General features: G+C 70.8%; 9 protein-coding genes. 5 read left to right on the top strand and 4 right to left on the bottom strand.

The window, feature by feature from the left end:
- Nucleotides 1-15 precede the first annotated feature (15 nt).
- Entirely contained in the window at nucleotides 16-969 is a 954-nt protein-coding gene (locus K8640_RS14575) for a LysR family transcriptional regulator (protein ID WP_223747583.1), read from the top strand.
- Here the strand turns inward: K8640_RS14575 and K8640_RS14570 are convergent.
- Nucleotides 952-2,064 (bottom strand): Gfo/Idh/MocA family protein, encoded by a 1,113-nt coding sequence (locus tag K8640_RS14570; protein ID WP_223747582.1) that lies wholly within the window; start codon nucleotides 2,062-2,064, stop codon nucleotides 952-954. The two genes, K8640_RS14575 and K8640_RS14570, sit on opposite strands and share 18 nt — an antisense overlap.
- A gap of 312 nt (nucleotides 2,065-2,376) precedes the next feature.
- Here K8640_RS14570 and K8640_RS14565 point away from each other — a divergent pair, with 312 nt between their 5' ends.
- The 3 genes from K8640_RS14565 (at nucleotide 2,377) to K8640_RS14555 (ending at nucleotide 5,046) form a co-directional block, all read left to right on the top strand.
- Nucleotides 2,377-3,501 carry an NAD(P)-dependent alcohol dehydrogenase gene (locus K8640_RS14565; protein ID WP_223747581.1) on the top strand — a complete coding sequence of 375 codons (1,125 nt, stop codon included), beginning with the start codon at nucleotides 2,377-2,379 and terminating at the stop codon, nucleotides 3,499-3,501.
- An 18-nt stretch (nucleotides 3,502-3,519) separates the two neighbouring features.
- On the top strand, nucleotides 3,520-4,365 hold the full coding sequence (locus tag K8640_RS14560) for an SDR family oxidoreductase (protein ID WP_223747580.1): 846 nt from the start codon (nucleotides 3,520-3,522) through the stop codon (nucleotides 4,363-4,365).
- 84 nt (nucleotides 4,366-4,449) lie between these two features.
- Nucleotides 4,450-5,046, top strand: coding sequence for a hypothetical protein (locus K8640_RS14555; RefSeq protein WP_141325854.1), 597 nt, complete (start codon nucleotides 4,450-4,452; stop codon nucleotides 5,044-5,046).
- Nucleotides 5,047-5,059: 13 nt separating this feature from the next.
- On the opposite strand, the gene K8640_RS14550 is transcribed toward K8640_RS14555, so the two are convergent.
- Genes K8640_RS14550 through K8640_RS14540 form a run of 3 tightly spaced genes read right to left on the bottom strand, consistent with a single transcriptional unit; the run spans nucleotide 5,060 to nucleotide 9,973 of the window.
- Entirely contained in the window at nucleotides 5,060-7,735 is a 2,676-nt protein-coding gene (locus K8640_RS14550; RefSeq protein WP_223747579.1) for a DUF5916 domain-containing protein, read from the bottom strand.
- 8 nt (nucleotides 7,736-7,743) lie between these two features.
- Nucleotides 7,744-9,087 carry an MFS transporter gene (locus tag K8640_RS14545; protein WP_223747578.1) on the bottom strand — a complete coding sequence of 448 codons (1,344 nt, stop codon included), beginning with the start codon at nucleotides 9,085-9,087 and terminating at the stop codon, nucleotides 7,744-7,746.
- Nucleotides 9,011-9,973, bottom strand: coding sequence for a TauD/TfdA family dioxygenase (locus K8640_RS14540; protein WP_223747577.1), 963 nt, complete (start codon nucleotides 9,971-9,973; stop codon nucleotides 9,011-9,013). The genes K8640_RS14545 and K8640_RS14540 overlap by 77 nt, the downstream gene beginning before the upstream one ends.
- On the opposite strand from K8640_RS14540, the gene K8640_RS14535 reads away from it, so the two are divergent.
- Nucleotides 9,946-21,102, top strand: a complete 11,157-nt coding sequence (locus tag K8640_RS14535; RefSeq protein ID WP_370640345.1) for an amino acid adenylation domain-containing protein — start codon at nucleotides 9,946-9,948, stop codon at nucleotides 21,100-21,102. The genes K8640_RS14540 and K8640_RS14535 overlap by 28 nt on opposite strands.
- Nucleotides 21,103-21,133 lie beyond the last annotated feature (31 nt).

The following is a 21,133-nucleotide window of genomic DNA, read 5'->3' as shown; positions in this document are numbered from 1 at the left end:
GCATAGGCTCGATGCATGGATGACATCGCTCCGCCTCCGAGCACCCGCCTGGACATCAAGGACCTGCGGGTGGTGATGGCGCTGGCCTCGGCCGGCACGACGGCGCAGGCCGCGTCCCTGCTCCACCTCACCCAGCCCGCCGTCAGCCGCGCCCTGCTCTCCGCGGAGGACAAGCTGGGGGCCTCCCTGTTCGACCGCACGCCGCGCGGGCTGGTGCTCACGGACGCGGGGCGCCGGCTCGTCGCCGGGGCCGGCAAGCTGCTGGTCGAGCTGGGAGAGCTGGAGCGCGAGGTGCGCACCCCCGCCACGCCGCCCGTCCGCCTGCGGCTGGTGTGCGAGTGCTACACGGCCTATCACTGGCTGCCGTCCCTGCTGATGGAGCTGCGCCGCTCCATCCCCCGGCTCACGGTGGACCTGGCGGTGGAGCACACGCTGTCCCCGCTCCCCGCGCTCGAGGCGGGCGACATCGACGTGGCGCTGCTCACCAACTCCCCGCTGCGCCGCTCCTCCACCTTCGAGGTGCGCCCGCTCTTCCACGACGAGCTGGTCTTCGTGGTCGCGCCGTCCCATCCCCTGGCGGCGCGAAAGACGTTCACCGCCGAGGACCTGAAGGCCCACACCCTGCTGACGTCGCACACCCCCAGGGCGCAGGACGTCTGGTTCGTGAACCAGATCTTCGGCCGGGAGCGCCCGCGCCTGCGCGTCGAGCGCATCCCGCTCACGGAGGCCCTGCTGGACCTGGCGCGGGCGGGGCTCGGTGTCGCGGTGCTGTCGGAGTGGATCGTCGCGCCCCACCTCGCGCGCGGCGACCTGGTCCTGCGGCGGCTGGACACCGGGCCACTGGAGCGGCCGTGGCGCATCGCCTGGCGGAGGGAGGCGGGGGACGCCGCCGCGCGCCTCGGGAAGGCGCTGCTCGGGCTGGCCCCCCAACGGGTCGCGGAGCTGGACGTGTCACTCCAGCGTGGGTGACGGCGCGTTCACCGGCTCGGGCGGCGTGAAGGCCGGACGGGTGATGAGCTGGTCGATGGACGGCCGCGCGCGACGCTCGAAGGGCGGCAGCTTCACCGCGCGCCCCGTGCGCGCCGACTCCTGGAGCGCGACGACCACCCGCACGTCCGCCAGCCCCTCCCAGCCCGACGGCTCCGGCTCGCGCCCCTCCAGGATGCACCGCGAGAAGTAGAGCAGCTCCGGCGCGAACTGGTCCTGGTCCGCGAAGCTCCGCTCCTTTGTCTTCCCATCCACGGTGAGGAAGTGCTTGCGCTCGGTGCCGTAGCCGAAGCCCGGCTCCACGCGCAGATCCCCCTTGGAGCCGACCACGCGGTAGGTGGAGACCTCCGACGCGGCGTGGCTGATGGCGAACTGCGCCAGCCGCCCGCCGGAGAAGCGCAGCAGCGCGAGCGCCGTGCCGTCCACGCCCTCGAAGCGCGCGTCCGGGTCCTCCTGCGTGAAGCAGACGACTTCCGTGGGCTCGGCGCCGAAGAGGTAGCGCGCGGCGTTGATGGGATAGGGCCCCTCGTCGAGCAGCGCCCCGCCGCCCACCTCCTGGCGCGTGCGGATGTCCCCCGGCCGCGCCTGCTGCGTCATCACCGCGGCGAAGAGCGACGGCTCGCCCAGCGTGCCCGCGCGCAGCAACTCGATGGCGCGCAGGTTCGCCTCCTCGAAGTGGAGCCGGTAGGCAATCATCAGCCGGACGTCGTGCTCGTCCGCGACGCGAATCATCGCCTCGCAGTCCTCCACCGTCGTCGCCATCGGCTTCTCGCACAGCACGTGCACGCCCACCCGCGCGGCGCGCTCGGTGAACTCGCGGTGCATCGTGTTGGGCAGGACGATGTAGGCGGCGTCCACGCGCGCGTCGCGGCACACCTGCTCGAAGTCCTCGTAGCCGGCGCACTCCACGCCGTACTGCTTCTTCAAGGCCGCGCGCTTCTCCCGGTCCGAGGAGAAGATGGCCACCAGCTCCGAGTTGTCCTTCGCGTTCTGGAACGCCGGGAGGATGGCCACCTGGGCCAGGTTGCCCGCTCCCACCACCGCATACCGGATTCGCCGCTCACCTTGTCGGGCCATGGACACACGTCCTCCTCTGCGCGTCACGCTGGGCGCCCGAGCCGTGCGTCACAACCCCCGCAGGCACGGCGGCGGGCCCGCACGCGTGCAGGGCGAGCGACAGGGTTCGAGGAAACGAACCGCGCTGCCCAGGTGCGCGCCTCCGCGTCTGGGAGAAGGAGGCACCCGGCGCATGCCTGGAGGCTCGTCCGTCCCGGCGGGCGGGCACGGGCGGGCCTGCCCGCGTTCCCTTCGAGGCACACGGCAGGCTCCCCTGCCCTCCGGGCCATCCGTACCGTTGGCGGGTACCGAAAGCGACGGAGGACGAAGTCCATGAGCGAGCAAACCCAGGCCAGGGCCGCGGTCGTCTGGAAGAAGGGCGGTCCCTTCCAACTCGAGGACGTCACCATCGACGCGCCCCAGGCCGACGAGGTGCTCGTCCGGATGGTCGCCACCGGCATGTGTCACACGGACATGATCGTCCGGGACCAGTACTACCCGGTGCCCCTGCCCGCGGTGCTCGGCCACGAGGGCGCGGGCATCGTCGAGCGCGTGGGCAGCCGGGTGACCAAGGTGGTGCCGGGCGACCACGTCGTCATGGCCTTCACCTTCTGCGGCAAGTGCGACCTGTGCCAGTCCGGGCACCCGGCCTACTGCCGCGAGTTCTTCGCGCGCAACATGGGCGGCGGGCGCATCGACGGCTCCACCGCCACGCAGAAGGAGGGCAAGCCGCTGCACGACCACTTCTTCGGTCAGTCCTCCTTCGGCACGCTGGCCATCGCCACCGAGCGAAACATCGTCAAGGTGCGCAAGGACGTGCCGCTGGAGCTGCTCGGACCGCTCGGCTGCGGCATCTCCACCGGCGCGGGCGCGGTGCTCAACTCGATGAAGGTCACCGCGGGGAGTTCGTTCGCGGCGTTCGGCTCCGGCGCGGTGGGCCTCTCCGCCATCATGGCCGCGAGGCTCGCGGGCGCCACCACCCTCATCGCCGTGGACACCAGGCCCCACCGGCTCAAGCTCGCGCTGGAGCTGGGCGCCACGCACGCGGTGAACGGCCAGGACGAGGACGCGGTGGAGTTCATCCGCCGCGTCACCGGCGGCAAGGGCGTGGACTTCACGCTCGAGTCCACCGGCCACCCCAAGGTGCTGCGGCAGGCCGTGGACGCGCTCGACATCCTGGGCACGTGCGGCGTCGTGGGCGCGCCCCCCATGGGCACCACCGCGAGCTTCGACGTGAATGACCTGATGGTGCCCGGCAAGAGCATCCGGGGCATCGTCGAGGGCGACAGCGTGCCGGACGTCTTCATCCCCCAGCTCATCGACCTCTACTCGCAGGGCAGGTTCCCGTTCGACAAGCTGGTGAAGTTCTACCCGCTGACGCAGATCAACGAGGCGGCCAAGGACTCCGAGAAGGGCGACACGCTCAAGCCCGTCATCCGGATGACGCAGTCGAACTGAGACCCCGAAGGAGAGTCCATGACGGAGCCATCGATTGCCGTCACCGGTTGCACGGGCAAGCTGGGCGGGCGCGTCGCGCGACAGCTCGCCGAGAAGGGCGTCCCCCAGCGGCTCATCGTCCGCGACGAGAAGCGCGCCCCCCACCTGCCCGGCGCCGAGGTGCGCGTCGCGACGTATCAGGACCGGGCCGCGCTCTCCCGGGCGCTGGAGGGCATCAAGACGGTGCTCTTCGTGTCCGCGAAGGAGGCCCCCACGCGGCTCGATGAGCACTTCGCCTTCATCGAGACCGCGGCCTCGGTGGGCGTGCAGACGCTCGTCTACACGTCGTTCCAGGGCGCGGCCCCCCACGCGACGTTCACCTTCGCCAGGGACCACTGGGCCACCGAGCAGAAGCTCCGCGAGCAGCGCTTCGCGTCGGTGGTCCTGCGCGACAGCCTCTACCTGGACTTCCTGCCGATGCTGGCCGGTGAGGACGGCATCATCCGGGGACCCGCGGGCAACGGGCGCGTCGCCGCCGTCGCCCAGTCGGACATCGCCGACGTCGCCACCGCCGTGCTGCTCCATCCGGAGCCGCATCGGGGACAGACGCTCACGCTGACGGGCCCCGCGGCGCTGGGCTTCGACGACATCGCCCAGGTGCTCACGCGGAGGCTCGGCAGGCCCATCCGCTACTACGCCGAGAGCATCGACGAGGCCTACCGCTCGCGCGCCCACTACGGCGCGCCCCAGTGGCAGGTGGACGCGTGGGTCAGCACCTATACGGCCATCGCCTCCGGGGAGATGTCCACCGTCACCTCCGACGTCGAGCGTGTCACGGGCCACCCTCCCCTGGGGCTCGAGGACCTGCCGCTGTCGCCCCCGTGAGCGTGCGTCGGGACGCACCGCGGCACGGAGGGAGGCGGTCGCGACCCACGCGGGAAAAGTGACGAAGGCCCGTAGGATGGCCGCATGAACGCATGGCTTCGTCGCGCGGCGGTTCCGGGTGTCGTCACGCTCCTGCTTACCACGGCCTGTGGAGATCCTCGGGAGGCCCGGGGGGAATGTCGAGGAACCCTCCAGGGAGAACAGGTGGACTGGCCCATCGACGGCGAGTACTCGCGCCTGACGCGAGACCGCTTCGGGGTCATCGACCCGTTGTTGTTCATCAGCTACCTGCCCGACGGGCAGGCGACGCTCTCCGACTTCGGCGTGGACATCGAGCTCGTGGATGGCGCGGCGTTCGACAGGGGCGACGCCCCTCGCACCGCGCAGCTCGTCAACACCGGCGCTGCCCTGGCCCCCGAGGAGGGCTCCGGGGTGAAGCGCTGGCGCCCCACGCGCTCGGACTCGGGGGGCAGCGGCACGGGCTACCCGGAGCGCTCGGGGGTCCCCGCGAGCGGCACGTTGACGGTGGAGGTGCTGGCGGATGATCACGCCGAGGGCCACTTCGTCTATCGCTATGCGAGTGGAGACGAGCTGAAGTGCACCTTCGACATCCCCACGCCCGCGGCCGCCGGGAGCGTCTGGGATGGCGCGGGCGACGGCGATGACGATGACGACGACTGAGCCACCGTGAAGCTCAGCCCGCGGGGAACCACCACGACAGCTTGAGCGCGAAGGTGTGTCCCCCCGGGCTCAGCAGCGCGTCGCCCAGCGCCTTGGGCGCCAGCGCGTTGCCCCCGAGCGAATCCGCGGAGCGGTCCTGCTGCCACACCGCGTAGAGCGTGCTGCCCGGGCGCCACTCCCAGCGCAGCACCACGTTGCTGCGGAAGGAGCGGACGTTGAAGTCCTGGTTGGCTAATTGGAAGCCGCTCGCGCCGTCCGTCACGTCCCAGTCCCCGCCCTCGCCTCGAGACAGCGACGTGCCGTCCTGGCCGTACCTGCGCAGCTGACGTCCGCGCGCGCGGGCCAGCTCGCCGGGCGCGCTGAAGACGCCGCTGGACGCGAACGGCTCCGCGTAGGCCTCCAGGCTCAGGTCCGGGGTGATGAAGAGGTTGGCGCGGAAGCGCAGCGCCAGCTCGCGGCGTCGCACCGCGCCGAAGACGTAGCGCCGCGCATACGTCTCCTCGCGGCCGCCGTCCAGCGTGGCCATGTACTGACGGGCCTCCGTGTACAGCGAGCCCACGGGCTCCACCGACAGGCGCAGGTTGCGCAGGGGCTGCACGGTGACGGTGCCCGTCAAGGTTCCACCGCCGCTGCCGTCCTCGTATGTCCACGCCAGCGCGTCCACCTCCCACAGGTTCGTCCCGGAGGCGTTGTTGTTCAGGAGCAGGTTCGCCTCCAGTCCCTGGGGCGTCTGCATCAGCGGACCGCCGCGCGTCAGCTGGTCCGAGAACGCGCGGGGGTAGTAGGTGACGAGCAGGCTGGCCTCCCAGAAGTTGGGGAAGGTCACCTCGCCGTTGAGCATGAACTGGTTCACGGTGCGCGTGCCGCCGTGGTTCCAGTTGCCGTACGTCAGGAGGCCCACCTTGTAGCCGCGCAGGAACGTGCCGGGGTTCGTCTCGCGGTAGTACAGCCCCAGGTTCAGGTCCACGTCGTCCGTGGTGCTCAGCCGGCCCAGCTCGTTGAGCTCGAAGCCCGGGGACTCCACGCCCACGCTGCCGTTCCACAGCCAGTGCTCGCCGCTCTGGCGCACCACCTTCGCGCCCACGGTGTAGCCCGACATCGAGCGCGCCTCCGGATCCAACCGGACGTAGGTCTGGTCCGGCCGCTGGAAGTAGCGCGCGCTGGAGCGCTGCAGCCGGCTGATGGCCGCCGGGTCGCCTCGCACCAGGCTGCCGCCCGCGAATCCGGAGACGATGTACTCGCCGTCGCGCAGCCGCAGCCGGAAGTCCGCGCCGCCCGTGTACGCCTCGCGCGCCAGCTCCCCCGTGCGCCCCTCGCCCTCGCCGATGTCTCGGTGGACGGTGGTGAGCGTGGCGCCCACCGTCGAGCCCCTGCCCAGCTCCTGCTGCGCGCGCAGCACGCCGAAGCCCGTGCGCGAGTCCACCTTCACGCGCCCCTGCTCCTGGGTCGCGAAGTCGTACGTGTCCGCGTAGCCCTCGCCCGTGAGGGCTCCCAGCACGCCCAGCGACAGCCCCGACGACAGGCGCCCGGTGAGCTTCGCCGCGCCCCAGATGGGCGTCGCCCGCGAGGGCTCCACGTAGTCCGCGCTGGCGCGCAGCCGCGGCGCCGCGCCGATGCGCCGCGAGTAGAAGTACGCGGGCCCGTTGTTGTTCGTGTTGTTGTTGTTGAACAGCTGGCTGCCCTCGGTGAAGAAGGGCCGCCGCTCGTCGACCACCACCTCGAAGTCCGTGAGGTTGACCTGGGCCGGGTCCGCGTCGATCTGCCCGAAGTCCGGGTTCACCGTCACGTCCAGGTTCAGGTTGGGCCCCAGCCCCACCTTGCCGTCCACGCCCACGCGCGCCGAGTACGCGCGCCGGTCCTCGAAGGGCGTGCCCTCGCGCGGGTTGGCGCCCGAGTCCAGGCGCCAGTCCCCCGTCACGTACGGCAGCAGCTCGACGCGACGCGATGGCGCCACGCCGCGCAGGCCCGACAGCTCGCCGAAGCGCGAGGACCAGCCGGTGATGTCGCGCGGCACCACCACCCAGAAGTCGTCCTCGTTGCGACGCGGGATGACGCGCTGGATGTTGAGGCCCCACACCTGCTCGTCGGCCGCGTCGAAGCGCAGCTGCGAGAAGGGGATGCGCAGCTCCGCCACCCACCCGTCCGCCGTCCGCGTGGTGCGCGCCTCCCACACCGGGTTGAAGGACAGGTCGACGACGTACTCGTGGTCATCCGGGTGGTACCAGTCCACCCGCACCCCGGCCGCGGTGACGGCGAAGCTGTAGGCCGTGCGCCTGTCGCGGTACGTGTCCAGGGAGATGATGAGCCGCTCGGCCGAGCCGCTCTCGTCCCGCCGGGTCATCACCGTCTCGATGTCCTCCGGGCCCAGGCTGGACATGCGCGCGCCCACGTAGAGCGCGTCCGCGTCGTACACGAAGGCGACCTCGGTCTTCACCGAGGCGGGCATGCCCTGCACGGGCTCCTTCTGGAGGAAGTCGCTGGTGAAGGCGGCGCTGCTCCACGCGTCGTCATCCAGCACGCCGTCCAGCGAGGGCCCCTTGTCCACCCGGCTCGCCTGGAGGCGGCGCCCCTCCACCTCCACCGTGGGCACCTGCGCGAGGACGGACGGCCCCCACGCCAGCAGCAGGAGGACGAGCCAGCCTGGTGCCCGGCCCACGCGTGCACCGCGCCTGTCGACGAGGGCCTCCACGCGTCCGCTCACTCCACGCTGACGGCCGCGCGAGGGGGCTCCACCCGGGGAGCGGCGCGCAGCGCGGTGACGGCCCGGGCCAGTCGGGTGCCCGCCACCAGCGCCGCCACCATCAGGATGACGCCCGCCAGCCCCGTGATCCGCCGCGTGTCCACCAGGTCGATGAGGTAGCCCGCGCTGCTGGCGCCCAGCAGCAGGCACGCGGTGCTCACGGAGCGGAAGACGCCCATCACCCGGCCCAGCAGCCCCAGCTCCACGTGCGTCTGCATCAGCGGCCCCAGGCCCACGTTGAGCAGCACGTTGCCCAGGCCGATGAACACCATGCCGCCCATCGCCACCGCGAGCGTCGGCGCCACCGCCATCAGCAGCACGCCCAGGCCACACACGCCCAGCCCCAGCCCCGGCAGCCACTCCAGCCGGAGCCGCCGGTGAAGGCTCCCCGCCACGGCGAAGCCCGCGAACATGGACACGCCCAAGGTCGTGCCCAGCCACGCCAGCCGCTCCTCGGGCAGCCCCAGCTCCCGCGTCACCAGGTAGAGCTGCACCACCTCGATGAGCCCCGAGGCCGCCATCGCCAGCGCGCCCAGCCCCAGCAGGCTGCGCACGAACACGCTGCCCCGGACGTACGCGAGCCCCTCCTTCGCCTCGCGCAGCACGGACGTGCCTTGCGCGGACGGCACGCTCACGCAGCGCGCGCGGATGGCCAGGTTGATGCACATGGCCACCAGGAAGGACGCCGAGTCGAGCGCGAAGCTCACCCACGGCCCCAGCACGAAGTAGATGCCCGTGCCCAGCGCCATGCCGAGAATCATGATGGCGCTCGTCGTGGCCTGCCTGAGCGAGCTGGCCGCCACCAGGTCCTCGCGTGGCACCGTGGAGCGGATCAACGCCACCCGCGCCGGGTCATACAGCTGCTCCACCGCGCTGGAGCAGAAGGCCACCGCGTACGCCAGCGGCAGGCTCTGCTTCGCCACCGCCACCAGCTGCAACAGGCTCAGCACGCACCGTGCGGCGTCACAGAACACCATGACGCTGCGCCGCTCCCACCGGTCCGCCAGCGTCCCCGCCGTCAGCCCCAAGAGGAGCGCGGGCGCCGTCGTCGCCACGGTGATGGCCGCCGTGGCCACGGGGGACTCGCCCCCCGTGACGGAGAAGACCCAGAACAAAAGCGCCATGTTGCGCAGCCAGTCCCCGAGCCCGGAGACCAGCTGGCCACACCAGATGAGCGCGAAGTCACGATGTCTCAGGACCGCGAAGATGGGAGCCCCCTGCCGCTCAGCTGTCGCGCTCGGAGCGCATCTCGCCCATCGCCACCACCACCCGACGCGCCCCCGCGAAGGGCGTCCGGCCATGGGTCACGAGCATGTTGTCCAGCAGCATCACGTCCCCCGCCTGCCAGGGGAAGGCGAACGTCGTCTTCAGGAACGCCTCGCGCACCTCCTCCAGGTCCGCGTCCCGGATGGGCGTGCCATCCCCGTACAGGCTGTTGCGCGGCAGGTCCTCCTCCTTGAAGACCATCCGCATCGCCGCGCTCACCTTCGGCCCCAGATTGGATACGTGGAAAAGATGCGCCTGGTTGAACCAGACATCCTCTCCGGTGAGGGGGTGCTTCATGACCGCAGGGCGCACCGAGCGGGTCCGCAAGCGGTTTCCGCCCAACCACTCCGCCTGCATTCCCACACGCTCACAGTACGCGTCCACCTGGGCCCGGTCCTCGGTCTGAAAGACTTTCTGCCAGGGGAGGTCAACGCCCGTGCCGTAATTTCTCACATACATCACCCGGTTCCGGGTGAAGCGCTCACGCACTTCGGGTGAGAGACATTCCAGGACGGCCCGGCTGTCTGCGATGGGTGTGGCGCCACCCTCCAGAGAAGGTTGTACGCAGTGAAAGAACAACTTCATCGGCCAGGCCGACGCGTACGACATTTCATTGTGTTGCGGAATGGTTTCGTTCGCGGGGTACTCGGTGGATGTGTACACCTTGCCACTGACTTCCGTACGTGGCGTGGAACGCTCCTGATACTCGGCCAGGGACGGCTGGATACACTCCGCGAAGCGCTCGAACGCCTCCACGCCCGGCACACGAAAGCCGCGAAAGAGCATGGCCGGCCGCTGTGAGAGCAGGTGCCTCAGCGCCTCTGCGTGAGCCCGTCCCCACTCGACCAGGTCCACGCCCTCCCGCTCGGGGCCGAGCGCCAGCAGACACGGCGGTGCCCCTGGCAGCGCACGCTGCGACACGTCCGACAGTACTCGCAGATCCAACGGCTTCTCCTACTCCACCAGAGCCCTCGGCTCCGCGCGGACATGGACCCTGTGTGACACACCCTCATGCCGGGCGTGCTTCACGGACCCCTCTTGACTTCCACGCATTACCACTTAAAAGATTTGAATTCGATAAGCAACAGTCACCGGGATTGAGATGGACAGACAACGAGTCGAGCCGCGCGTGCGCCGTTGTGGGTCCCCACTCCGCGAATAAATCAGACAGGGGCATTCGCTTGCCTTCCGCCAGCAATCAGCACCGGTCCCCCTCGGGCCGGCCTCATTCCCGTTGTGTCACATCCGGCCAGCGGCGCTTCTGGTTCCTGGACCAGTTGGAGCGCCACAATCCCTTCCACAATCAGCTGGTCTCGCTGGAACTTCACGGGGTGGTTGAACCGTCCGAGCTGGCGCGACGTCTCGCGGCCTTGACCCTGCGACACGACATCCTGCGCGCGCGATTCACGGCGCACGAAGGACAGCCGTTGCAACAGATACAGCTGGAGCAGCCTCCGGCGTTCCGCCGGGTGGACCACCAGGGTCTCCCGCCCACCGAGCGCGAGGCCCGGGAGGCGGCGCTCGCGAGCGAGGAGGCGTTGCATCCGTTCGACCTGGAGACCGGGCCGCTGCTCCGCGCGACGCTGGTGAAGCGGGACGCGGCGGCGCACCTGTTGCTTTTGTCATTCCATCAGATGGTCTGCGACGCGGGCTCGGTGCCGGTGCTGGTGGATTCGCTGGCGGCGGTGCTCAGCGGGCGCGACGACGTGGCGGGGCCGTACGTGGAGGTCGCCGAGCGGCAGCAGCAGTGGCTGCGCTCGGCGGAGGCGAAGCAGCAGGTGGAGGCGTGGCGCGTGGCGCTGGACGGCGCGCCCCAGGTGCTCGCGCTCCCCACGGACCAGGCGCGGCCGACGGTGCAGACGTACAACAGCGCGACCGGGCGCCAGGGCGTGCCGCTGGAGCTGACGCGCCGGCTGGAGGCGCTCGCCCGGGCGGAGGGCGCGGACCTCTTCGACGTACTGCTCGCGGCGCTCCAGGCGGTGCTGTATCGCTACACCGGCCAGGAGGACCTGTGCATCGGCACGCCGTCGAGCCTGCGTGAGCCGTCCGAGCGCGGCGTGCTGGGCTGGTTCGGGAACATGCTCGTGCTGCGCGGTCACCCGCGGGCCGCCACGTCGTTCCGCGAGCAGGTGTCCCAGGCGCGCCGGACGCACCAGTGGGCGCTCGCGCACGCGGCCGTGCCGTTCGAGCACCTGGTGGAGACGCTCCAGGTGGAGCGGAGCCTGGTCTACACGCCCTACTTCCAGGTGACGCTGGAGCTGGAGTCCGCCCCGCCCCCGTCGTTCGAGACGCCGGGCGTGAGCGTGCGGCAGCTCCCGCTGGAGAAGCGCTTCGCGCGGTATGACCTGTCGCTGACGGTGAAGCCTGGACCGGCGGGGCTGGAGCTGGCCTTCACCTACAACGCGGACCTGTTCCACGCGGACACCGTGCGCGGGCTGCAGGGCCACCTGCTCAACGTGCTGCGACACGCGGTGGAGGCGCCGGAGACCCGGCTGGGTGAGCTGTCGCTGTTGTCCGCGGAGGAGCTGGAGCGGACGCTCCGGACGTGGAACGAGACGACGGCGGCCTACCCGCGCGAGCGGCTCATCCACGAGCACATCGCCGAGCAGGCCCGCCTGCGGCCCGACGCGGTGGCCGTCACGCATGGCGAGGGGCGCCTCACGTATGGCGAGCTGGAGCGCCGCTCGAACCAGATGGCCCACGCGCTGAGGGCGCGGGGCCTGGGGCCGGGGCGGCTCGCGGGCATCTGCGTGGAGCGCTCGCTGGAGATGCTCGTCGGGCTGCTCGGCATCCTGAAGGCCGGCGGCGCGTACCTGCCGCTGGACCCGACGTATCCCCGGGAGCGGCTGCGCTACATGCTGCGCGACTCGGGCGCCGCGCTGCTGGTGACGCAGGAGCGGCTCGTGGAGCGGCTGCCGTCCCAGGACGTGCCCGTGCTGGTGCTGGAGCAGCAGGCCCTGGACGCGCTCAGCGCCGAGCCGCCCCTGGTGCGCATGACGTCCGAGCAGCCGGCGTACGTCATCTACACCTCCGGCTCGACGGGCAAGCCCAAGGGCGTGCTGCTGTCGCACCGGGGGCTGGTCAACCACGTCACCTCGCTCCAGGGGACGTACCAGCTCACCGCGGAGGACCGCATCCTCCAGTGCACGTCCATCAGCTTCGACATCTCGCTGGAGGAGATCTTCCCCACGCTGGCCACGGGCGCCACGCTGGTGCTGCTGCCCTTCGAGCGCCTGCCGTCCGTCGCCGAGTTCCTGCGCATGGTGGAGCACGAGCGTCTGACCGTGCTGAACGTGCCCACGGCGTACTGGCACGAGTGGGTCACCGACGCGACGCTCCGACAGGCCCAGCCTCCGCCGGACGTGCGGCTGGTCATCGTGGGCGGAGAGCGCGCGGCGCCGGAGCAGCTCGCCGCGTGGCGCGCGCTCACGGGGGAGCGGCTCGGGTGGTTCAACGCCTATGGCCCCACCGAGGCCACCATCACCTCCACGCTCTTCGCGCTGCCGCCCGGCGCCCCCACGCCCGGCGCGCACCTGGGCATCCCCATCGGCCGGCCCATCGCCAACACGCGGGTGTACCTGCTGGACGCGAACGGACGCCCCGTGCCCGTGGGCGTGCCGGGTGAGCTCTACATCGGCGGCGATGGCCTGGCGCACGGCTACCTGGGCCGACCGGAGCTGACCGCCGAGCGCTTCGTGCCGGACGCGTTCAGCGGCGAGCCGGGCGCGCGCCTGTACCGCACCGGTGACCTGGCCAGCCAGTCGCCGGACGGGCAGCTGCGCTTCCTCGGGCGCGTGGACCACCAGGTGAAGGTGCGCGGCTTCCGCATCGAGCTGGGGGAGCTGGAGGCGCACCTAATGGAGCACCCCGCGGTGCGCGACGCGGTGGCGGTGGCGCGCGAGGACTCGCCGGGGCAGCCCCGGCTGGTGGCCTACGTGGTGCCCTCGCCCCCGGGCGAGGCGTGGGGTGACGCCATCGACGAGCAGGAGCTCAACGACGAGCAGATCTCCCAGTGGCAGACGCTCTACGACGACGCCTACCACCGCGCCGCCGACGAGGAGGACGGCGAGTTCAACACCGCGAGCTGGAACAGCAGCTACACGGGCCAGCCCATCACGGCCGAGGAGATGCGCGAGTTCGTGGACCACTCGGTCCAGCGCATCCTGGACCTGAAGCCCCGGCGGGTGCTGGAGATTGGCTGCGGCACGGGCCTGTTGCTGGTGCGAATCGCGCCGCACTGCGAGCACTTCACCGGCGCGGACTTCGCGCAGGGCGCGCTCAAGGGCCTGCAGCGCTTCGTGGACAAGATGTCGCCGAAGCTCGGCTCGGTGGCGCTCCTGCACCGGGGCGCCGAGGACTTCACGGGCATCGAGCCCGGCTCACACGACACGGTGGTCATCAACTCCGTGCTCCAGCACTTCCCCACGGTGGACTACCTGGTGAAGGTGCTCGAGGGCGCGGTGGCCACGGTGGGCGAGCGGGGCCGCGTCTTCGTGGGCGACGTGCGCAGCCTGTCGCTGCTGGAGTCCTTCGCGCTCTCCGTGGAGCTGTTCCGGGCGCGGGACACGCTGCCGCTGGAGCAGCTGTCCCAGGCCGTCCGGCGGCGCGTGTCGCTGGACAACGAGCTGGTGGTGGACCCGGCGTTCTTCCTCGCGCTGCGCGCCCACCTGCCCCGCATCCAGCGGGTGGACCTGTGGCCCAAGCGCGGCCAGCACCACAACGAGCTCACGTGCTTCCGCTATGACGTCGTGCTGCACGTCGGCGACGCGGCCGAGGCCGTGGACCCGTACGCGGGCACGGTGCTCGACTGGAAGCGCGACGGGCTCAGCATGGCGAAGCTGCGTCGGAGGCTCGAGACGGAGCGGCCCGAGCAGCTCGCGGTGACGCGCATCCCCAACGCGCGCCTCACGGAGGTGCGGCGGGCCCGCGAAATCCTGGAGCGCGACGAGCGGCCCTCGACGGTGGGAGAGCTGCGCGCCGAACTGCGCAGCCAGCCCGAGCCCGACTGCGTCAACCCGGAGGAGCTCTGGGCCCTGGAGGCGGAGCTCCCCTACGCCGTCAGCCTGCACTGGTCCGGCGGCGAGGAGGACGGCGCCTTCGAGCTGCGGCTCCTGCGGAGGGGCGCGGTGGCGCCGCCGCTCACGCCGTCCACCGAGCGGGCCTTCGTGGCGAAGCCGTGGCGCGCGTACACGAACCAGCCGCTGCAGGCGGCGCTGACGCGGCAGCTGGTGCCGCTGCTCCAGGAGCACCTCAAGCAGCGGGTGCCCGAGTACATGGTCCCCTCGGCCATCCTCAGCCTGGATGTCCTGCCGCGCACGCCCAACGGCAAGGTGGACCGCAAGGCGCTCCCCGCCCCCAGCCAGGCGACCCTCGCGCGGCAGGTCGAAGCGGAGGCGGCGCGGACGCCGGTGGAGGAGCTGCTGGCCGGCATCTGGGCGGAGGTGCTCGGAGGCAACGCCTTCGGACTCCACGACAACTTCTTCGAGCTGGGTGGCCACTCGCTGCTCGCCACGCAGGTCATCTCGCGCGTGGGCCGGGCCTTCGGGGTGGAGCTGCCCCTGCACGCGCTGTTCGAGACGCCCACGCTTCGCGGGCTCGCGGAGAAGGTCACCCAGGAGCTGAGGACCCGGCGGGGCGTGAGCATCCCCCCCGTTCGCGCGGCGGCCCGGGGCGACACCGTCCCCGCGTCCTCCGCGCAAGCACGGCTGTGGTTCACGCAGCGGATGGACCCGACGGGGGTCTCCTACAACACGCCGTTCGCCCTGGAGCTGAAGGGGCGGCTGGACGTCCCCGCGCTGGAGAAGAGCCTCCAGGCGCTGGCGCGACGCCACGAGGCGCTGCGCACCACCTTCCGCGAGGTCGACGAGGCGCTGGTCCAGGTCATCCACGCGTTCGAGCCTAAGCCCCTGCCCGTGGTGGACCTGGGCGGGCTGCCCGAGTCCGAGCAGGAGCAGCGGCGCCAGGAGACGCTGGACGCGAACATCCGGACGCCGTTCGACCTGGAGCACGGCCCGCTGCTGCGTCAGGTGCTCATCCGCATGGGCGAGGAGGACCACCTGCTGCTGCTGACCCTGCACCACATCGTCTCCGACGGTTGGTCCATGGGCGTGGTCGTCCAGGAGCTGGGCCGGCTGTACGCGGCCTTCCGGGATGGGCTGGAGTCACCACTGGAGGAGCTGACGCTCCAGTACGCGGACTATGCCCTGTGGCAGCGGCAGTGGCTCCAGGGAGAGACGCTGGAGCGGGGGCTGACGTACTGGAAGCAGCAGCTCGGCTCGTCGTCGGGCGAGCTGGTGATGCCCACGGACCGCCCGCGTGCCTCGGCGACGCACCACCGCTCCGCCATCCAGCGGGCCCGGGTGAGCGCGGCGCTGGTCGCACAGCTCGACGCCCTGTGCCGTCGTGAGGGCGTCACCCTGTTCATGACGCTGCTGGCCACCTGGAACATCCTGCTGAGGCGCTACAGCGGACAGGTGGACATCAACGTCGGCACGCCCATCGCGAACCGGCACCGCGCGGAGATCGAGGGGCTGGTCGGCTTCTTCGTCAACTCGCTCGTCCTGCGCACGGACATGTCGGACGCGCCCTCGTTCCGCGCGCTGATGCACCGGGTGCGAGACGCCGCGCTGGAGGCCTACGCGCACCAGGACATCCCCTTCGAGCGCATCGTCGAGGCGGTGAGCCCCGAGCGCCGGTTGGACCAGCATCCGCTGTTCCAGGTGATGTTCGCGCTGCACAACGCGCCGCTCCAGCCGCCGACGTTCGACGAGCTGAGCATGTCGTTCGAGGAGCTGGGCACGGGCACGGCCAAGTTCGAGCTCATCCTCACGACCGAGCAGGACGGGTCGGAGCTGGACCTGGCGCTGGAGTACGACACAGACCTGTACGACGCGGCCACCATCGAGCGCATGCTGGGCCACTACCAGACCCTGCTCGCCTCCGCCGTCCGCGCGCCCGACACCTCCATCACCACGCTCCCGCTCCTCACCGACGCCGAGCGCCAGCAGCTCCTCGTCGACTGGAACGCCACCTCCACCGACTTCCCCCGGCACCAGTCCATCCACCAGCTCTTCTCCGAGCAGGCCCGGGCCACGCCGGAGGCCATCGCGCTCCACTTCGGTGAAGAGGTCCTCACCTACGCCCAGCTGGAGGCGCGCGCCAACCAGCTCGCCTGGCACCTCCAGTCCTTCGGCGTCCGTCCGGACACGCTCGTCGGCCTCTACCTGGAGCGCTCCCCCACGCTCATCACCGCGATGCTCGCGTGCCTCAAGGCGGGAAGTGCCTATCTGCCGCTGGACACGTCCTATCCCCCTGAGCGCCTGGCCTTCATGCTCCAGGACGCACGGGCGCCGCTCCTCGTCACCACCGAGGCCCTCTCCGCCAACCTCCCCGTCCCGAGCGGCGTGCACGTCATCGAGCTCGACTCGGATGAGCGCGCCATCTCGCGGCAGCCCACGCGGGCCCCCGCGACGGAGACGGCCCCGTCGAACCTCGCGTACGCCATCTACACGTCGGGTTCGACGGGTCAGCCCAAGGGCATCGTCGTCCCCCACCTCGGCGTCGTGCGCCTCGTGCGCGACTCCAACTTCGTCCAGCTCTCCGCGGCCGACCGCATCGCGCAGATCTCCAACGCCTCCTTCGACGCCGCCACCTTCGAAATCTGGGGCGCCCTCCTCAACGGCGGCGCGCTCATCGGTGTCCCTCGCGACGTCTCGCTCTCGCCTTCGCTCTTCGCCGAGTACCTGCGTCGCGAGCGCATCTCCGCCCTCTTCATCACCAGCGCCCTCTTCACGCAGATCGTCCACCAGGTCCCCGACGCCTTCGCCACGGTGTCCACCGTCCTCTTCGGCGGGGAGATCGCGGACACGGGGGCCGTGCGCTCCGCCCTCCTCGGCGGGCCTCCCCAGCGGCTCATCAACGCCTACGGCCCCACGGAGAACACCACCTTCAGCACGTGGCACCTCATCTCGCGGGCACCTCCGCCGGGCCACGCGGTGCCCATCGGCATCCCGCTCTCCAACTCCACCGTCTACGTGCTCGACGAGGCGCTCCAGCCCGTGCCCATCGGTGTCCCGGGTGAGCTGTACCTGGGCGGCGAGGGCCTGGCGCGCGGCTACCTCCACCAGCCCGCGCTCACCGCGGAGCGCTTCGTCGCCCATCCCTTCGAGCCCCAGGCCCGGCTCTACAAGTCGGGCGACATCGTGCGCTGGCTGCCGGACGGCCACCTGGAGTTCGTCGGCCGACGCGACCACCAGGTGAAGATTCGCGGCTTCCGCATCGAGCTGGGCGAAATCGAGGCCGCGCTCACGCGGTCCCCGGACATCGACGAGTGCGTTGTCCTGGCGCGCGAGGACAGCCCCGGAGACCGGCGGCTCGTCGCCTACTTCACGTCGTCGCGGGCCCCGGCCGTCCCGGAGCTTCGCGAGCGGCTCAAGGGCTCGCTGCCGGAGTACATGGTCCCGTCCGCCTTCGTCCGCCTGCCGAGCCTGCCCCTCACGCTCAACGGCAAGGTCGACCGGAAGGCGCTCCCCTCACCCGACGGAGTCTCCGCGCCCACCGACAGCTACGTCGCGCCGCGCACGCCCATCGAGGAGCTGCTCGCCAACCTCTGGGCCCACCTGCTCTCGGTCCCCCGTGTCGGCGTCGAGGACAACTTCTTCGACCTGGGCGGGCACTCCCTGCTCGCCACGCAGCTGCTCTCCCGCATCCGCGCGAACTTCGGGAAGGAGCTGCCGCTTCGAGCCCTCTTCCAGAACGCCACGGTGGCGGGACTCGCGCAGCTCTTGTCCTCGCCCATGGAGGACACGGAGACGGGCCCCCTGGTGCCCATCTCGCGCGACCAGGAGCTGGAGGCCTCGTTCGCGCAGCAGCGCCTGTGGCTCGTCGACCAGCTCGAGCCGGGCAGCTCGTTCTACAACGTCCCCATGGTGCTCCGCGTGAAGGGGCCGCTGCAGCCGCGAGTGCTGGAGCAGGGCCTGGATGCGCTCGTGCGCCGCCATGAAGCGCTGCGCTCCACGTTCGAGCACCGGGGTGGACGGCTCCTGGTCCAGGTGGCCGAGGACGCCCCCGGGCACACCCTCCCCCTCGTCGACCTGACCCACGTCCCGGCCGAGGAGCGGGAAGCGCGGGCACGACAGCTCATCGAGACCGAGGGCCAGCGCCCGTTCGACCTCGCCCGCGGCCCGCTGCTGCGCACCCTGCTCGTCCGCCTGGGCGAGACCGAGCACCTGCTGCTGCTGACGGTGCACCACATCATCTCGGATGGATGGTCGCTGACGGTCCTCTTCCAGGAGCTCGGGACCTGCTACGAGGCCTTCGCCGCCCACGAGACGCCGAACCTCCCGCCGCTGACCATCCAGTACGCGGACTTCGCGCACTGGCAGCGCAAGTGGCTGCAGGGCTCGGTCCAGCAGACGCAACTCGACTACTGGAAGAAGCAGCTGGCCGGAGCGCCCTCGCTGCTGGAGCTGCCCACGGACCGTCCTCGCCCCGCCACCCAGCGGCACCGGGGCGCCACGCGGTGGTTCAACCTGGAGGCCCCGCTGGTCGAGGCGCTGCGCAAGCTGAGCCGCCAGGAGGGAACCACGCTGTTCATGACGCTGCTCGCGGCGTGGCAGACCCTGCTGTCCCGCTACAGCGGGCAGGTGGACATCAGCGTCGGTACTCCCTTCGCCAGCCGCAATCGCGCGGAGCTGGAGGGGCTCATCGGCTACTGCATCAACTCGCTGGTCATGCGCACGGACCTGTCTGGTGCGCCGTCGTTCAAGGAGCTGCTGCGCCGCGTGCGCGAGGTGGCGCTGGATGCGTACGCACACCCGGATGTCCCCTTCGAGCAGGTCGTCGAGGCGCTCCAGCCCCAGCGGGACCCGCGCCACACGCCGCTCTTCCAGGTGATGTTCAACCTCCAGAGCATCTCCACGACCCCGCTGTCGATTCGCGGCTGCGAGGTCCACCCCGAGGAGGTCCAGACGGGCGCCGCCAAGTTCGACATGCTGATGGCGCTGGAGGAGACCTCCACCGGCATCGTCGGCGAGTTCGAGTACGACACGGACCTGTTCGACGCGACCACCATCGAGCGCATGCTGGGCCACTTCCAGACCCTGCTCGCCTCCGCCGTCCAACATCCGGGCGTCTCCATCACCGCGCTTCCGCTCCTCACCGACGCCGAGCGCCAGCAGCTCCTCGTCGACTGGAATGCCACCTCCACCGACTTCCCCCGGCACCAGTCCATCCACCAGCTCTTCTCCGAGCAGGCCCGGGCCACGCCGGAGGCCATCGCGCTCCACTTCGGTGAAGAGGTCCTCACCTACGCCCAGCTGGAGGCGCGCGCCAACCAGCTCGCCTGGCACCTCCAGTCCTTCGGCGTCCGTCCGGACACGCTCGTCGGCCTCTACCTGGAGCGCTCCCCCACGCTCATCACCGCGATGCTCGCGTGTCTCAAGGCGGGAAGTGCCTATCTGCCGCTGGACACGTCCTATCCCCCCGAGCGCCTGGCCTTCATGCTCCAGGACGCACGGGCGCCGCTCCTCGTCACCACCGAGGCGCTCTCCGGGAAGTTCCCGGTCCCCGATGGCCTGCACGTCATCGATCTCGACTCCGACGAGCGCGCCATCTCCCGGCAGCCCACGACGGCGCCCACGACGAACAGCGCGCCGTCGAACCTCGCGTACGCCATCTACACGTCGGGCTCGACGGGCCAGCCCAAGGGCATCGTCGTCCCCCACCTCGGCGTCGTGCGCCTCGTCCGCGGCTCCGAGTACATCCAGCTGTCCTCCCAGGACCGCGTCGCCCAGGTCTCCAATGCCTCCTTCGACGCCGCCACCTTCGAAATCTGGGGTGCGTTGCTCAACGGCGGCGCGCTCATCGGTGTCCCTCGCGACGTCTCGCTGTCCCCCTCGCTCTTCGTCGAGTACCTGCGCAACGAGAAGGTCTCCGTCCTCTTCATCACGACCGCGCTGTTCAACCAGCTCGCGAACCAGGTCCCGGGCGCCTTCTCCACGCTGTCCACCGTGCTCTTCGGTGGCGAGAACGTCGACGCCGGCGCGGTCCGCTCCGTCCTCCTCGGCGGTCCCCCCTCCCGCCTGCTCCACGTCTACGGGCCCACGGAGAACACCACCTTCAGCACGTGGCATCTCGTCCCCCGGGCCCCCCTGCCCGTGCACTCGGTGCCCATCGGCGTCCCGCTCTCCAACTCCACCGCCTTCGTGCTCGACGACGCGCTCCAGCCCGTGCCCGTCGGTGTCCCGGGTGAGCTGTACCTGGGTGGCGAAGGCCTGGCGCGCGGCTACCTCCGCCAGCCCGAGCTGACCGCGCAGCGCTTCATCCCGAACCCCTTCGCGACCGGGGGCCGGCTCTACAGGTCGGGCGACATCGTGCGCCGGTTGCCGGATGGCCATCTGGAGTTCGTCGGCCGACGCGACCACCAGGTGAAGCTCCGTGGCTTCCGCATCGAGCTGGGTGAAATCGAAGCCGCCCTGCTCACGCAGCCCTCGGTCGACGCGTGCGTCGTCATCGTCCGCGAGGACGTGCCGGGAGACCGGAGGCTCGTCGCCTACTTCACCTCCACGCAGCCGCCCTCCAGCACGGACCTGCGCGAGAGCCTCAAGCGCTCGCTGCCGGAGTACATGGTCCCGTCGGCCTTCGTCTGTCTCGCGGCCCTGCCGCTGTCCCCCAACGGCAAGGTCGACAAGAAGGCGCTCCCGTCGCCCGACGCGGAGGGCTCGCGGACCGATGACTTCGTCGAGCCCGGCTCTCCGGTGGAGAAGGTCGTGGCGGAGCTGATGGCGGAGATCCTCAACGTCTCACGCCTCGGCGCGCACGATGACTTCTTCACGCTGGGCGGCCACTCCCTGCTCGCCACGCGCTTCATCTCCCTGGTCCAGGAGATCCTCCAGGTCACCGTCCCGCTGCGAGTCCTCTTCGGGAATCCGACGGTCGCGACCTTCTCGGAGGCCCTCCTGAATCCCCCGGCGGACCGGGAGGAGCTGCTTCGCACCGCGGAGCTGGTCCTCTCGCTGTCGTCCCAGCCCGACGAAGCGGCCCTCGACTGAGCGCCGCGCCTCTCTTCGAAGAACGAGACCT

Source organism: Myxococcus sp. XM-1-1-1 (genome assembly GCF_020037095.1).
Taxonomy (GTDB): domain Bacteria; phylum Myxococcota; class Myxococcia; order Myxococcales; family Myxococcaceae; genus Myxococcus; species Myxococcus fulvus.
This window is presented reverse-complemented; position numbering and strand designations above follow the sequence as displayed.

What these genes read in the sequence shown, in the direction of transcription:
- K8640_RS14560 (WP_223747580.1), top strand. Translation starts at nt 3,520, where the DNA reads ATGACGGAGCCATCGATTGCCGTCACCGGTTGCACGGGCAAGCTGGGC.
- K8640_RS14570 (WP_223747582.1), bottom strand. Translation starts at nt 2,064, where the DNA reads ATGGCCCGACAAGGTGAGCGGCGAATCCGGTATGCGGTGGTGGGAGCG.
- K8640_RS14565 (WP_223747581.1), top strand. Translation starts at nt 2,377, where the DNA reads ATGAGCGAGCAAACCCAGGCCAGGGCCGCGGTCGTCTGGAAGAAGGGC.
- K8640_RS14575 (WP_223747583.1), top strand. Translation starts at nt 16, where the DNA reads ATGGATGACATCGCTCCGCCTCCGAGCACCCGCCTGGACATCAAGGAC.
- K8640_RS14545 (WP_223747578.1), bottom strand. Translation starts at nt 9,087, where the DNA reads ATGGCCGGACGCCCTTCGCGGGGGCGCGTCGGGTGGTGGTGGCGATGG.
- K8640_RS14555 (WP_141325854.1), top strand. Translation starts at nt 4,450, where the DNA reads ATGAACGCATGGCTTCGTCGCGCGGCGGTTCCGGGTGTCGTCACGCTC.